We start from the raw sequence: 14,926 nt of genomic DNA, 5'->3' as shown, positions 1-14,926 counted from the left end.
CGTAGTTGAAGGCGAGAGCTACGTACACCACAGGAGCATGTGTTCCGAACGGCGCGGCCGTCGCAAACGCGAACGGCCCCGGTGGCACCCGGAGCCGTTCAACCGTTCTGCCCACAGCTAGCGAGGAGAACGACGCCGTGAGCGTACGTCCTGATCCCGCCTCCCCGCCAGGAAACGGCACACCACCGCCGGAGAGCGCTGGTGGATCTCAGTGGAGCCTGACCGCCACCGTCAACGTGTGGGTGGCCGTCCTGGTGGTCGCGATACTGGCCCTGCTGGCGGCGGTCCTGTTCGCGCCGTCCAGCGAACCGGTGGAGCGCCTCACTGACCTCATCGGTCAGTTCTGACGGACGGCCGCGGGGAGCGGCGGGCCAACCGGTCCGCCGCTCCGCACATGCGCGGGGCACCGTTACCCGGCGGCCGCAAGCTGGTCGACGCCGAGGAAGTCCCCGACGATCTGCCGCACCGGCTCGTGGTGCCGGCGGGTGGCGTGCACGTACACGTTCATCGTCGTGGTCACGCTGGCGTGCCCAGCCATCGTCCGCAGCGCCGCCAGGTCGACGCCCTCGGTGGCGAGCAGCGTCAGGAGCGAGTGCCGCAGCCCGTGCATCGTCATCCGGCGCGGCAGGCCCTTGTCCCGGGCAAGGTCGCGGATCTTCACCCACCGTCCCTCGTAGAAGTCCTCGTACCGCCAGTGGTTGCCGCGCGGCGCGACGAACACGAACTGCCGGCCCGGCTCCCGGCTGGCGGCCGCGCACCGCTCGGCGACCATCCGCGCCACCGCGGCGGTCAACGGCACCTCCCGGTAGCCTTGCTTCGTCTTCGGCTTGGGCTCGACCACCCACCGCCGGTTCACCTTCCGCAGGACCTGCACGATGGACACCGTGCCCCGCGCGAGGTTGACGGCCCGGGGCGGCAGGGCGCTCACCTCGCCCCAGCGCAGCCCGGTCGAGAGCTTGCACAGCAGCAGGTCCGCCGCCTCCGGGTCGACGGTGTACGCCGCCTCCAGGAACAGCCGGGCCTCGTCGGGGCTCTCCAGGATGTCCCGCTCAGCGCGCGGGCCCTCCGGCAGCGGCAGGCCGTCCATCGGGTTGGCCGTCCGCACGGCGGGCTCGCCGTCCTCGCCGGGCCGGCACGCCGCCTTGAAGATCGGCACCACGCTCTCGCCCCGGATGTTGGCGATCGTCTTCGCCGACAACCCCGCGTCGCGCAGGCCCTGCTGCCACTCGCGCATCTCCCGCCGGGTGATCTCGGCGATCGGCCGGTCGCCCAGCAGCGGGAAGACGTGCTTCTCCAGCCGCTCCCGGTACTTGCGCACCGTCTCCGGGTGCGGCTTCACCAGCTGGCCCAGCCACTCCTCGGCGTACGCCCGGAACGTCAGCACCGCCTCGGCGGGCTCCGGCGTCGCCGGGGCGGCCACGCCGGCGGGAAGGAGCTCGGCGAAGCCGTGCTCCAGCAGCTGCTCCGGCGACGGCATCCGCTCGCCGGCAGCCTCGACGAGCGTCTTGAAGCGCTTCGCGTCGGCCTGGTAGTCGAACGTCCGGCTGACCTGCTGGCCGTCGCGGCGGCCGCCGTCCCGCCACTTCACCCGCCAGCGAACTGTCTTCCCGCCGTTCGTTGTCCTTCTCTCCAGCCCTGCCACAGTTCCTCCACGTGAACCTGGCGGCCTCGCACCCCGCGTCTGCGGACTCTGCCGCCGAGCGCACCTGTATGCGCAACAGTGGGACCGTAACCGTTCGGCTGAGCCAGTTCAAGATCGCGCCGCTGGCTGTTCCCGACGACGCCCGTCCGGGCTCGTGCTCCCTCGGTGCTCCCTCGGCGGCAGCAGCCCGAGAAACGACTAAGGCCGCTGACCTGAGTAATGCCAGGTCAACGGCCTTCTGTGCGAGTTCTTGATCTTGTGTCCGAGGGGGGACTTGAACCCCCACGCCCTATACGGGCACTAGCACCTCAAGCTAGCGCGTCTGCCATTCCGCCACCCGGACTTGCCTGTCCAGCCTACCCTGTCGGCCAAGGTGATCATCTCACCGGTTCAGCCGGCCGGGCGGGCCGCACGGGGCATTACTGTACACGGCGCAGATGGATCATGCACATCACCGCCGGACCACCACGTTTCCACAGCTCAACCGGGCCAGCCAGGCAGGCGTGGAACGGTCAATCCCGGATAGGCGGAGCCGGGTAGCGCCCGAGCACCCATACCGGGCAGCATTGCTCCCGTGTCCCACCCCTCCCCCCTGACCAACGCTCAACACCAGGCGCTCGCGCTCCGTTCCGCCGGAGACCTGGTCACCGCCCGCCGCCTGCTCGCCGACGCCATCGCGGCGGCCCGCCCGGCGTACGGGGAGGACCACCCCGACGTGCTGGCCACCGGACATCTGCTGGCCCGGCTGCACCGGGAGGCCGACGACCCGGCCGCCGCCCGGCGGGTGCTCGAGGAGACGTACGCCGCCGGCGAGCGGCGTCGTAGTGAGGCCGACCCGCTGATGCTCGCGCTCAGTTTCGACCTCGCCGGCGTGGCGGAGGAACTCGGCAACCGGCACGAGGCCCGCCGCAACTACACCCGGGTGGCCACCGCCGGCGCCGCCGTGCTCGGTCCGGACCACCCCGCGGTACGCACGGCCCGCCAGTACCTCGGCGGCTCCGCCGCCGCTGCCGGGCCGGCTCAGGGGGCGCTCTCCGGACCCACCGTGACGATGCCGGCGGTGCCGCCCCCGCCACCGATCACCCCACCCGCTCCCGGCCCCCGGCCCGGGGGCTCGCCCACTCACCCGCTCCCGCCAGCTCACCCGGCCCGGCCGGCTCACCCGGGTCCCGCCACAGCCGGCGCCGCCGGGCCAATTCCTGCCCCACCGCCTGCGACGGATCCACGGTGGGCACCGCCACCGCGCCCGCTCGCCGGACCGGCCCAGACGTCGCCCTGGGCGCCGCCTCCCGCATCCGCCGGTACGCCGCCACCGCCCCTCTCCGCCGGTACGCCCCTGCCACCGCCACCGGTCATCCCACCGCCGGCCGCTGGCGCATCACCCAGCGCCTCGCTCCCGGTAGCGCCACCGGCCTCCGCGCCACCGGCGTCCGGACCGCCGATGCCGTCGACGCCGATGTTTGCGCCCCCGCCGCCGGTACCGGGTCCACCGATGCCGCCGGCGCGGACGTCCGCACCACCCATTCCTCCGCCACCGGTCTCCGGGCCGCCGATGGCGGCAGCACCGGTGTCCGCGCCGCCCACTCCCCCGTCACCGATGTCCGGGCCGCCGATGCCCCGAGCCCCGATGTCCGCGCCGCCGGCCGTCGAGCCGCGTTTCCCCGCGCCCGCCCCCGTGCCGCCGGCCGTGGTCAGGCCGCCCTCCGCCGCGCCGGCACCGCCGCTCGTGCCGTCGCCCGCCACACCGCAGGCGGCTGTCGCGCACCCGGCCCCGGCTGATCCGGCTGGCCCGCAACCGCCCGCTCCGCCGCAGGCGTCCGGTCCACGTCCGGTCCCGCCGGCTGTCGCACCGCCCGGGAGGGCGGCCTCGATGACCCAGGTCGGGCCGGCGCCGCTGCCGCCCGCACCGGTCATCGCCGTTCCGGTTCCGCCCGCCCAGCCGCCGCAACGGCCGGACGCGCCCGGGCCGACGCCATCATCCGCCGGTCCCGTAGCGGCGCCGGCGTCCCGACCGGCCGCGCCCTCGGCGGGCAACCTGCCCCCGGCACCGCGGCTCGCTGCCCCGCCGGCTCCCACCGACGCACCCACCTCAGGCCCGCCGGCTCCGCCCACAAAGGTGCCGCAGGCCACGCACGCCTCGGCCCCGACGCTGCCTCCCTCGGCGCCGCCTGCCGCGCCGACCTCGGCGCCACCTGCCGACCGGACGCCGGGGCCCTTGGCCGGACCTGCTGACGGCCGGTCCGCGCGGGGTGACGGCGGCGACGTCGCGTCCGGCGACGGGACGCGGGCTCCGGGCTGGGCGAAGCCGACGGTGCAGGTCCAGCAGATCGGGCCGCTGCTACGTGAGGAGATCGAGCGGGCCGCCGCGGCAAAGGCGGATACCGGCCCGCAACCGGCGCCCGACGCGGCCCGCCCGAGCCCTCCGGTCAGCGGCCCACCCGTCAGCGCCCCGCCCGTGAGCGCGCCCCCCGTCAGCGACATGCCCGTCAGCACCCCGCCTGTGAGCGCGCCCCCCGTCAGCGGTCTACCCGTCAGCGCGCCGCCCGCCAGCGGCCCACTCGCCAGCGCCTCGCCCGTGAGCGCGCAACCGGTCCCCAACACACCCACCAGCGGCATGCCCGTACCCGGCCAACCGCCGATCAGCGCACCGCCGGCCGCCGCGTCACCCGCAATGTCCCGACCAGCGAGCGGCGCGCCCTTCGCCGTGCCGCCGCTAAGTCCCCCACCGGCGAGCGGCCCACCGTCCGCCCCGGCGGCACCGCCGGTCGGCGCATCTCCCGGTGCCGGCTACCCCGTGAGCGCGCCGCCCGGACTCGGTCACCCGGTCAGTGGGCCACCCAGCGCCGGCTATCCGGCCAGCGCGCCACCCAACGGCGGCCACCTCGCCGGTGCGCCATCCAACGCTGGCTACCCCGTGAGTGCGCCACCGGGAGCGGGCTACCCCGTCAGTGCGCCACCGGGAGCGGGCTATCCGGTGAGTGGGCCACCTGGAACCGGCTACCCGGTGAGCGGGCCGCCCGGGACCGGGTATCCGGTCAGCGGGCCGCCGGCCGCCTCGCCGGTCAGCGCGTCGCCCGTACCGCCGTGGGGGATGACGGCACCGCCCTGGAGCAGCGTGGCCCCCTCGCAGCCGGTGGAGCGGCCCGCCGATCCGCGTCCGGAGATCGTGGACGAGGACGACCAGGACGAGCAGCCCGGCGTGGCGCTGGCCGGGCCCGGCCCGGAGGAGCCGGGCGAGACGGACGAGGCGGGTCGACGCGCGCTGCCGGTCTACGACGAGCTGCTCGAGTTCCCGGAGACGCAGCAGCCGGCGCCGGCCGCGTACCCCGAGAACGGGGTGTGGCCGGCGGTGCCGGCGCCGTTCCACCAGCCGCCGGCGTACCCGATGGTGGCGGAGCCGGAGCCGGAGCGGGACGGCCGCAGCCGGACGGCGGTGGCCGTGGTGGTCGGTGTCGTGGTGCTCGTGGTGGTCGTCGCCGTGGGGGTGGGCGCGCTGGTGCTGAACCGGGGTTCGGCGCCGCCGCCGGGACCCGCGCCGGCTTCGTCCGCGCCGGGGCCGAAGGTGAGCGGGCCGCCGCCGGGTGATCTGCGGCTGCGGGACGACACCACGACGATCACGGTGACCTGGACGGATCCGAGCGACGGCGGGGTGCCGTTCGTGGTGGCCGGGGGGCGGGCGGGCCAGAAGCTGGGCGTGATGGCCACGGTGGATCCGGGGACGACCCGGTACACGGTGAACGGCCTGAGCGCCAAGCTGGACTACTGCTTCACGGTGCTGGCCGTCTACTCGACCGACACGTACGCCACCTCGGGTCAGGTCTGCACGGCCCGGGAGGGCGGTCCGACGAACTGACCGCGCGCGCCGGGGACACGCTCGGTGTCCACAGGGGGACGGTACGGGTTACCCGATGCCCGGCCGGCCCCTATGATGGCTCCCGGCTCTGGGGAGGGTCGTCCACGCGTGACGCCTCCCGCACCGATCTGGGGAGGCAGCCGGCAGTGGCAACCACCGAGGACGTCACGAGCACGGGGGCGCAGGCCGCCCCGCCCCGGTCCCGACGGCTACGGGGCGGGCTGGTCACCGTCGGCACCGTGGTGGCGTTGCTGGCCGCGATGGGGTTGACCGTGCTCGGGTTGGGGGCCGCCGACAACGCGGTGGCCAACTACGACGCCAGTTCCTGGTTGTGGAGCACCACGCGCAGCGAGATGGCCCGGGTCAACGGGGTCACCGCCCGGGTCGACACCCGGGTCGAGGTGCCGGGGGCGCGCCGGCACCAGGTGCAGGTGGCCCAGACCGATCGGCTGCTGATCCTGCGCGACCTGAACACCGGGCAGGTCAGTTCGCTGGACCTGGCCACCCTGCAGATCACCGCGAGCACGCCGACCGCGCCGGGTTTCGGGGTGAGCGTGGCGTTGCACGAGGACTCGGCGTTCGTGGTGGACGCGGTGCAGGGCATCGTGCGGCAGCTCGACCCGCGCGCGCTGACCCCGGTGGGCGAGCCGGTCCGCTATCCGCCGGGCATCACCGGCGGGGCGTTCGACGGCGCGGGCCGGCTCTGGATCGCGGTGCCGAGCGAGGGCACCGTCTCGGCGGTCACCGCCGCCGAGCTGCCCGCCACCCCCGGTGCGGCCCCGCCGGCCGGGCTGAGCCCGAAGCGGGTCGAGACGTACGACGTGGCGGAGCCGAGCCACGAGCTGGTGGTGTCCACGCTGGACGACGGTGTCGCGGTGCTGGACCGCACCTCCACCTCGCTGGTGACCGTGCGGGGCGGCCGGACGCAGCGGGCCGACCTCGCCATGTCCGCCCCCGGCAGCCTGCCGATCCGGACCAGTGGCCAGGACGTGCCGGTGACTGTGCCCGGCGAGCGGAAGGTGCACGTGGTGCGCGACGGCGCCGACGTGCGGCAGTTCAGCGTGCCCGGCGCGGGCGACGGGCTGACCCCGGCGGTGGCCTGGGCCGGGCGGTTCTACGTCGCCGACGAGAGCACCGGCACGGTCTACTCGTTCGACGCCGACGGGCGGCTGGTGGAGACCATCAAGGGCACGGGACGGCCCGGCCCGGTGGAGCTGGAGGTGCGGGAGAACCACCTGTTCATCAACCCGCCGGACGCGTCGACCGCCCGGGTGGTGGACGACCACAACCGGGTCCGTGAGGTCAACAAGTACGCCAACGACGTGCTGGGCGGCGACCCGCCGCCGGTGCCCGCGCCGCCGCCCCCGCCGAAGAAGCCGCGGGTGGGCAAGCCCGGCGCGCCGCGCGCGGTGACCGCGGCGGCCGGTAACGCGTCGGCGCGGGTGAGCTGGCGGCCGGCGGCCGCCAACGGCGCGGCGATCACCCGGTACGTGGTGGAGGGCGCCGACCAGCGGCGTGAGGTGGGCGCCAACCAGCGGTCGGTGGAGATCACCGGGCTGACCAACGGCGAGACGTACACGTTCTCGGTGCACGCGGTCAACGCCAAGGGCGACGGGCCGGCCCGGAAGAGCAACCCGGTCACGCCGACGGCCGCGGTGCCGGATCCGCCGGCCTCGGTCACCGCGCAGGCGCGGCCCGACGGCACGGTGCTGGTGAGCTGGCCGGAGGCGAACGGCCAGGGCAACACCATCGCGAAGTACGCGGTGACGGCCAACTCGGCGGGGGCGACCGCGCCGGCCGGCGAGTCGTCGAAGACCGAGCTGGTCATCGCCGCCGGTCAACTGGAGTACGGCAACCAGTACGCCTTCACCGTGGTCTCGATCAACGACAAGGGCGCCGGGTCGAAGGCGTCGCCGCTGAGCAACACGGTGGCGCCGTTCACCGCCCCGGCCGCGCCCACCGAGCTGAAGGCGTCCACGGTGGCCGACCAGCCGGGCACCGTGGCGGTGCAGTGGGCGCCCGCGGTGGACAACGGCCGCCCGGTCACCAAATACCTGGTGGACGTCGGCGGGAAGACCAGCGAGGTGACCGACACCCGGACCACGGTCGGCGGGCTGGGCAACGGGCAGAACGTCACGGTGAAGGTGAAGGCGGTCAACGAGGCCGGTCCCGGCCCGGAGGCCACCGCCACGGCCCGCACGGTCGCCGCGCCGCGGGTGACGGTGACCGGCTCGTCGGCGGACATCACCTCGGTGACGGTGTCGTTCACGGTGGACGCCGGCGGCGGCAACGCCACCTGCTCGGCGGCGACCGGCGGCAAGACGGTCAGCGGCGGCTGCTCCAGCCTGCGGGTGACCGGCCTGACGCCGGGCACCGCGTACACGGTGACGGTCACCGCGACGAACGCGGCCGGCAAGGGCACCGCCACCCGCGACCAGTCGACCGACCCGGTGTACGGGATCGCCACCTGCAACAACGGGCCGAGCGGCGACCAGCGCACCTACTGCGACAAGGACGTGGACGGCCGCAACGGCAACGAGATCTTCTCGATCCCCCAGCAGCTCAACTCCAAGCAGGTCGGCTGGGCGAAGCCGGGCACCCGGCTGCGGGCGTACTGCAAGAAGCAGGGCGACGACGTCGACTCGTGGATCTACAACGACCAGAAGCGGAGCACCTGGTGGGTGCAGGTCGCCTACGACGGGAAGAACTACATCCCGTGGGCCTGGCTGAACCTGGAGGGCGGCGACAACCTCAACGTCCTGCCGACCTGCTGACCCGCTGACCGCAGCACCGCGATCGAGGAGCACCACGCGCGTGAACACCCACGAACCGCTCACCCAGCCGGAGGTGCAGGGCTTCGCCGCCCTGGCCGCCCGGCTGGCCGAGAACGTCAACGCGGTCGTGCTGGGCAAACCGCAGGTGGTCCGGTTGGCGTTGACGGCGCTGTTCGCCCAGGGGCACGTGCTGCTCGAGGACGTGCCCGGGGTCGGCAAGACCACGCTGGCCCGGGCGATCGCCGCGACGGTGAAGGGCCAGTGGCGGCGGATCCAGTTCACCCCGGACCTGCTCCCCTCGGACGTGTCCGGGGTGACCATCTTCAACCAGGCCACCCGCGGCTTCGAGTTCCACCCGGGTCCGGTGTTCGCCAACATCGTCATCGCCGACGAGATCAACCGGGCCTCGCCGAAGACCCAGTCGGCGCTGCTGGAGGTGATGGAGGAGCGCACGGTCACCGTGGACGGCGTCCGGCACCCGGTGCCGCAGCCGTTCCTGGTGGTGGCCACCCAGAACCCGGTGGAGATGGACGGCACGTACCGGCTGCCCGAGGCTCAGCTCGACCGATTCCTGGTGAAGCTCTCCGTCGGCTACCCGGACGAGGCGGTCGAGGTGGAGGTGCTGCGCGGGGCGACGGTGCGCTCCCCCGACTCGCTGAGCGCGGTCACCGACACCGCCACGGTCGGGGAGATGGTGCGGATGGCCCGGCGGGTGCACATCGCCGAGCCGCTCTACGCGTACGCGGTGCGGCTGGCCGCGGCCACCCGCAACCACCCGCAGGTGCGGGTCGGGGTGAGCCCGCGGGGCGTGATCGCGCTGACCCGGGCGGCGTGCGCGTACGCGCTGATCGACGGGCGGGGCTGGATCATGCCGGAGGACCTGAAGACGCTGACCGAGCCGGTGTTCGCGCACCGGCTGCTGTTGACCCCGGACGCCCAGGTGCGCGGGGTGACCGCCGCCGAGGTGCTGCGCCAGGCCGTCGCGTCGGTGCCGGTGCCGCTGCCGTCCGGGCAGCCGGCCCCGGTGCACGGCTGAGCCGGGCGTGGGGATCACCGCCCGTGGGGTGGGGCTGCTCGTCGCCGCGGTGCTGCTGTTGGGGGCCGGTTTCCGGTTCGCGTACCCGGAGCTGACCGTGCTGGGCGCGGCGGCCGCCGTGGCGGTCGGCTACGCGCTCGTCACGGCCGCCTGGCGGCCTCGGCTGGCGGTCGAGCGGGTCGCCGACCCGGACCGGGTGGCCCGGGGCGAGCCGGCCACCATGACGTTGACCGTGCGGAACACCGGGCGGCTGCGCGCGGCGAACCTGCTCGCCGAGGACCGCTGCGCCGGCCGGTCGGTGCCGGTCCCGTTGTTGCGGCTGCGGCCGGGCCGGGACACCGAGGTCCGCTACGAGGTGCCGACGCAGCGCCGGGGCGTGGTGCCGGTCGGCCCGCTGCGGGTCACCCGCCGCGACCCGCTGGGTCTGGTCGCGTTGGCCCGCCCGTACGGGGAGGTCGCGCCGGTCTGGGTGCACCCGCGGATCCACCCGCTCAGCGCGGTGCCGACGGGCGCGGGGCGCAGCCTGGACGGGCGCACCGACAGCGTGCCGCACGGCTCGATCACCTTCGACTCGCTGCGGGAGTACGTGGTCGGCGACGAGCTGCGCCGGGTGCACTGGCGCACCAGCGCCCGGGTGGGCGAGCTGATGGTGCGGGAGAACGTGGACACCAGCCTGCCCCGGATCGTGGTGGCGCTGGACAACCGGGCGGCCGCGCACCCGGACCGGGTCGGCGGGGTGGCCGAGTCGTTCGAGTCGGCCTGCGAGGCGGCGGCGTCGGTGGTGGCCGCCGCGATCCGGGAGGACCTGCCGGTGACCCTGCTGCTGGTCGCCCCCACGGGGGCCGAGCCGGGCGGCGCGACCGACCCGGGCGCCCCGGCAAACCCGGCCGGTGGTCTCCGGGCGCGGCTGCGCCTCGGCCGGGCCTGGCCGGCCGGCCGCTCCGGGCTGACCGGCGGCTCCGGATCGGCCGGCGGTTCCGGTCCGGCGGGCGGTCTCGGGCCCGGCGGGGCGGCGTCGTCGAGCCCGCTGGACCGGTTGGCCGCCGTGGAGCTGGTCGAGACGGGGGCGGACGTGCTGCCGGCCGCGATGGGCCGGCTGCGGCGGGACCGGCTCGGCGACACGCTGGTGGTGCTCACCGGGCCGGGCGCGCGGGGCGACCTGGGGCATGTGGGCGCGCTGCGCGGGGCGTACCCGTCGGTGGTGGTCGGGGTGTTCGGCGCGCCGGACCGGACCCCGCCGGGCGCGGCGGGCCTGGTCGTGGTGGACGCGGCCGACGGCGCCGGGTTCGCCGCCGAGTGGGACGGGATCCGCCGGTGGTGACGCTCGCCCCGGCGCCGCCCGGCACCGACCGGCCCGACACCCCCGAGACCCCGACCGGCGGGGGCCGGCTGGCGCGGGCGGCGGCGGTGCCGCTGGTGCTGCTCACCATGACCGCACTGGCCGGCGTGGTGCTGGGCCGGGTCTACGCGGACCCGCTGCTGACCTGGCTGATGGCCGGCGCGGCGGCCGGTTCGGTGCTGGTCAGCGTGGCCACCCGGCGGCTGCCGTCCTGGCTGGTGGCGCCGCTCTCGGTGGCCGGCCTGGCCGGTTGGACGCTGCTGTCGCTGCGACTGGCGGCCGCGCACGCGGCGCTGCCCGGCGGCCTGGCCGAGGTGGCGGCGGACGCCGCCGGCAACGCCATCCCCCGGCTGCTCACCGCGATGATCCCGGTGGAGCCGACGCCGGACACCGTGCTGCTGCCGGTGGTCGCCGCCTGGCTGGCCGGCCTGACCGCCGCCGAGGTGGCGCTGCGCACCGGCCGGGTGCTGCTCGGCTACCTGCCGCCCGCGCTGCTCTACGCGGGCGCGCTCTACGTGGTCGGCCCGAACGCGGACCCGGCGATCGGCCCGACGGTGGCGTTCGCGGCGGTCGCCGCGGTGGGCCTGGCCGTGCCGTCGCACCGCGACACCCCGGCCGGCGGCGACCCGGTGGCCGGGCTGCCCCCGGCGGTACGCGCGGCGGTGCGGCTGCGGCTCGCCGCGGCGAGCGCCGCCGGGGTGGCCGTGGTGGTGGCCGTCGCCGCCCTGCTCGCCCCGGTGGTCGCGGCCCGGGTCGGCGACCGCCCGGTGGACCCCCGCCGCTACGTCGAGCCGCCGCGGGTGGAGTCGCTGGACGAGAACCCGCTGATCCGGATCTCCGGCTGGGCGCTCAACCCGGACCAGCACCTGCTCGACGTGCGGACCGAGCCGGGCCGGACCGAGCCGGGCGGGACCCGCATCCGGCTGGCCGTGCTCAGCGACTACGACGGGGTGACCTGGCGGGTCGGGGCGACCTACCGCAACGCGGGGCGGATCCTGCCGGCCGCCGAGCCGGCGCCCGGCGCCACCACCGATCCGGTCCGGCAGGAGATCACGGTGGCCGAGTTGACCGGGCGGCTGCTGCCCGCCGTGCCCACGCCGCGGGAGGTGACCGGCGCGCGGGTGGCGTACGACCCGGCGACCGGGACGCTGATCCGGCCGGAAGGGCTGGCGCCCGGGCTGCGCTACACGGTCGCCTCGGTGCGGGAGCGCCCGGACGGGAACCTGCTCGGCACGGCGAACGTGCCGGCCGGTGACGCGGTGGCCCGGGTGCTGCGGGTGCCCGACGGGGCGCCCGAGCAGCTGCGCCGGCTGGCCACCCAGCTCGCCGAGGAGAACGGCGCCCCGTACGCCCGGGCGCAGGCGATCGAGGAGTTCCTGGCCGGGCACTACCGGCTGACCGCGGACGCGCCGAGCGGGCACGCGTACCCGAACCTGGCGTTCTTCCTCTTCGGCCCGCGCAACGGCGGCGGGCAGCGCGGCACCTCGGAGCAGTTCGCCGCGTCGTTCGCGGTGCTCGGCCGGCTGGCCGGCCTGCCGACCCGGGTGGTGGTGGGTTTCCGGCCGCGCGGGGACGGCCCGGTACGTGCCGCCGACGCGTCCGCCTGGCCGGAGGTGCTCTTCGACGGCGTCGGCTGGGTGCCGTTCGATCCGCTGCCCCGCCCGGACGAGCAGCCCCGCCCGGTGGAGGAGGACTTCCGTCAGACGCCGGACGACCCGCCGCCGTCGGAGGTGCCGGCGCCGACGGCCGAGCCGACCGCCACGGCACCGGTCGCCGACGCGGGCGGCGACGCCGGCGACGGTCGCGGCCCCGGCACGCCGGTGCTGGTCGGCGCGGGCACAGGCGGCGGCCTGCTGCTGGTCGGGGCGCTGCTGCTGGTGCTGGCCGGTCTGCGGCGCAACCTGACCCGGGCCCGCCTCGAGCGGGGTGACCCCGCCGGCCGGATCGCCGGCGCCTGGCGGGAGCTGACCGACGCGCTGCGGCTGGCCGGCCACCCGGTCGGCGCGGACCTGGCCGCCGCCGAGGTGGCCGACCGGGCCGGCCGGACGCTGACCGAGGCGCGGGCCGCCCGGACGCCACCGCCGGCCGCACCCGCCCCGGACGGTCCGGCGTCCGTGCCGACCGCGGACGGTCCGGTGTCCGGGCCGGGGGCGCTCGCCTGGTCGCCGGCAGCGGAGCAGGTGACGGGCCGGACCGGCGGGCACGGCCAGGTCGGCCCGGAACCGTCGGGCCCCGCGGTGCGGGAGCTGGCCGGGCTGCTGAACCAGGTGGCCTTCGCCCCCGGCCTGGCCACCGCCGAGCAGGCGGACCGGGCGGCGGCGCTCGCCACCGACTACGCGGCGGCCCTGCGCGCCGCCCGGCCGTGGTGGCGGCGGCTGCTGTGGACGGTCCACCCGGGACCGCTGCGCTGGCGCCGCTGATCCCGGCCCGGCAGCCCTGCCGGGGACGTCCGCGCCCGGGCGGCGAGGGCGGCTTCCACAGCGAGGGCGGCGACTCCTACTGACCGGCGGCGCGCAGCTTGCGGACCAGCTTGCGCAGGCCGGCCTGCCAGCCGTCGGGGTCCTCGGCCCGGCGGCGCGCGTACCCGGCGACCTCCGGGTGGGGCAGGATGAGGAAGCGCTCCTCGGCGAGCCCGGCGACGGTGGCCTCGGCCACCTGGTCGGGGGTGAGCACCGCGCCGGAGGCGGCGATCACCCGGGCGCCCAGCTGTCCGGCGGCGAGGCCGTCGGCGAGCATCGGGGTGTCCACGCCCTGCGGGCACAGCGCGCTGACCATGATGCCGGCGTCCCGGTAGGTGACGGCGAGCCATTCGGCGAAGCCGACCGCCGCGTGCTTGGTCGCGGTGTACGGGGCGTCGCCCACGGCGGTCAGCACGCCCGCCGCGGAGCAGGTGAAGAGCAGGTAGCCCTGGCCGCGCCGGAGCATCGCCGGCAGCACCGCCCGGGCGGTGTGCACGTGGGCCAGCACGTTGACCTGCCAGGCCCGTTCCCAGTCCGCGTCGGGGGCGTCCACTCCCCCGCCGGTGGCCACGCCGGCGTTGGCGCAGAACAGGTCGATCCGCCCGTACCGCCGCTCGACCTCGTCGACCAGGGCGCGCACCTGCGCCCCGTCGGTGACGTCCAGCGCCACGCCCTGCGCGACCGGGCCGATCCGCTCGGCCGCCCGGCGCGCCGCGTCGGCGTCCAGGTCGGCGAGGACCACGGCGGCGGCGCCCTCGGCCGCGAACCGGCGGCCCAGCGCCGAGCCGATGCCGCCGGCCCCACCGGTGATCACCACGACCCGGTCGGTGAGGTTCACATCAGCTCCCCTGCGCGCCGGTGGGCGGCCCGAGCCGGGGCAGCAGCGCCGACAGCGCCGCCGCCCCGCCGGCCGCCAGCTCCGGGGTGGGCAGCACCGCCAGCACCGGCACGTCCACCCCGTGCTCGGCGTACCGGCGGACCTGCGCGGCGCAGTCCTCGGGCGTGCCGTGCAGCACCAGCGCGTCGACCACCTCGTCCGGTACGGCCGCGGCGGCGCCCCGCCGGTCCCCGGCCGCCCACTTCTCCCACATCGGGTCGAGCTGGGTGCGGCCGAGCCAGCGGTGGAAGGCCGCGTACGCCGGCACGGTCAGGTAGCCGGTGATCAGCCGGCGGCCCAGCGCCCGGGCGTGCTCGGCGTCCTCGGTCGGGCAGACGAAGATCCGCGCGGCGACCTCGAACCCGGGCCGCCGCTCGCCCAGCTCGGCGAGGGCGGTCGGCACGTCCTCGGCGGCCAGCCAGTTGAGGATCACCCCGTCGGCCTCGGCGGCGGCGAGCCGCAGCATGCCGGGGCGCAGCGCGGCCACCAGCACCGGCGGGGGCACGGCCGGCGGGCGTTCCAGGGTGAACCGGCGGACGGTGAAGGTGTCGTACACCTCGTCGACGGTCTCGCCGCGCAGCGCGGCGCGCAGGAAGCGCAGCACGTCGCGGGTCCGCTTGAACGGCTCGTCGAAGCGGACCGCGTTCCAGTCGCGGACCAGCACGGGCGAGGAGGCGCCGATGCCGAGCGCGAAGCGCCCCGGCGCGGCCTCGGCGAGGGCGGCCGCGCTCATCGCGAGCAGCCCCGGGCCCCGGGTGAAGACCGGGGTGATGGCGGTGCCGAGGCGCAGCCGGGGCTGCCAGGCCGCGGCGAGCGCCAGCGGGGTGAACGCGTCGGTGCCGGCGACCTCCGAGGACCACACGTCGGTGAAGCCGGCCCGGTCCAGGGCCGCGTAGACGGCGGCGTGGTCGGCGAGCGGGATGCCGCTCAGCGGTACGGTCATGCC

The 14,926-nt window shown here is 76.3% G+C and carries 9 protein-coding genes, 1 tRNA gene and 1 pseudogene; 7 read left to right on the top strand and 4 right to left on the bottom strand.

Going from position 1 to position 14,926, the window contains the following annotated elements:
• The first annotated feature begins 137 nt into the window (after nucleotides 1–137).
• Complete coding sequence (locus tag ACIBPB_RS27160; RefSeq protein ID WP_396842262.1) at nucleotides 138–347, top strand: hypothetical protein; 210 nt, start codon at nucleotides 138–140, stop codon at nucleotides 345–347.
• A gap of 62 nt (nucleotides 348–409) precedes the next feature.
• On the opposite strand, the gene ACIBPB_RS27155 is transcribed toward ACIBPB_RS27160, so the two are convergent.
• Together ACIBPB_RS27155 and ACIBPB_RS27150 are read right to left on the bottom strand one after the other, a co-directional pair.
• Nucleotides 410–1,642 carry a tyrosine-type recombinase/integrase gene (locus ACIBPB_RS27155; protein ID WP_396842261.1) on the bottom strand — a complete coding sequence of 411 codons (1,233 nt, stop codon included), beginning with the start codon at nucleotides 1,640–1,642 and terminating at the stop codon, nucleotides 410–412.
• A 259-nt stretch (nucleotides 1,643–1,901) separates the two neighbouring features.
• Nucleotides 1,902–1,985 (bottom strand) — tRNA-Leu (locus tag ACIBPB_RS27150).
• Nucleotides 1,986–2,216: 231 nt separating this feature from the next.
• Between ACIBPB_RS27150 and ACIBPB_RS27145 the strand changes: the two are divergent.
• From ACIBPB_RS27145 to ACIBPB_RS27120, 6 genes and pseudogenes are all read left to right on the top strand, one after another.
• Nucleotides 2,217–2,438: pseudogene (locus tag ACIBPB_RS27145) on the top strand (tetratricopeptide repeat protein); the annotation flags it as partial.
• 2,295 nt (nucleotides 2,439–4,733) lie between these two features.
• Nucleotides 4,734–5,495, top strand: a complete 762-nt coding sequence (locus ACIBPB_RS27140) for a hypothetical protein (protein WP_396842349.1) — start codon at nucleotides 4,734–4,736, stop codon at nucleotides 5,493–5,495.
• A 146-nt stretch (nucleotides 5,496–5,641) separates the two neighbouring features.
• Nucleotides 5,642–8,269, top strand: a complete 2,628-nt coding sequence (locus ACIBPB_RS27135; protein ID WP_396842260.1) for a fibronectin type III domain-containing protein — start codon at nucleotides 5,642–5,644, stop codon at nucleotides 8,267–8,269.
• Nucleotides 8,270–8,309: 40 nt separating this feature from the next.
• Entirely contained in the window at nucleotides 8,310–9,305 is a 996-nt protein-coding gene (locus ACIBPB_RS27130) for an AAA family ATPase (RefSeq protein WP_396842259.1), read from the top strand.
• Nucleotides 9,306–9,312: 7 nt separating this feature from the next.
• A complete protein-coding gene (locus tag ACIBPB_RS27125) occupies nucleotides 9,313–10,626 on the top strand; it encodes a DUF58 domain-containing protein (protein WP_396842258.1) in 1,314 nt (437 codons plus the stop codon).
• Nucleotides 10,602–13,064 carry a transglutaminaseTgpA domain-containing protein gene (locus ACIBPB_RS27120; RefSeq protein WP_396842257.1) on the top strand — a complete coding sequence of 821 codons (2,463 nt, stop codon included), beginning with the start codon at nucleotides 10,602–10,604 and terminating at the stop codon, nucleotides 13,062–13,064. The genes ACIBPB_RS27125 and ACIBPB_RS27120 overlap by 25 nt, the downstream gene beginning before the upstream one ends.
• Nucleotides 13,065–13,140: 76 nt before the next feature.
• Here the strand turns inward: ACIBPB_RS27120 and ACIBPB_RS27115 are convergent, their stop codons facing one another.
• Nucleotides 13,141–13,941, bottom strand: a complete 801-nt coding sequence (locus ACIBPB_RS27115) for an SDR family oxidoreductase (protein WP_396842256.1) — start codon at nucleotides 13,939–13,941, stop codon at nucleotides 13,141–13,143.
• A 1-nt stretch (nucleotide 13,942) separates the two neighbouring features.
• Entirely contained in the window at nucleotides 13,943–14,923 is a 981-nt protein-coding gene (locus ACIBPB_RS27110) for an LLM class F420-dependent oxidoreductase (protein WP_396842347.1), read from the bottom strand.
• Between the last annotated feature and the right edge of the window lie 3 nt (nucleotides 14,924–14,926).

Source organism: Micromonospora sp. NPDC049836, from assembly GCF_044465125.1.
Classification (GTDB): Bacteria; Actinomycetota; Actinomycetes; order Mycobacteriales; family Micromonosporaceae; genus Micromonospora.
Note: the sequence above shows the minus strand (reverse complement) of the source record. Positions and strands in the feature narration are given on the sequence as shown.

What these genes read in the sequence shown, in the direction of transcription:
- ACIBPB_RS27140 (WP_396842349.1), top strand. Translation starts at nt 4,734, where the DNA reads ATGACGGCACCGCCCTGGAGCAGCGTGGCCCCCTCGCAGCCGGTGGAG.
- ACIBPB_RS27110 (WP_396842347.1), bottom strand. Translation starts at nt 14,923, where the DNA reads ATGACCGTACCGCTGAGCGGCATCCCGCTCGCCGACCACGCCGCCGTC.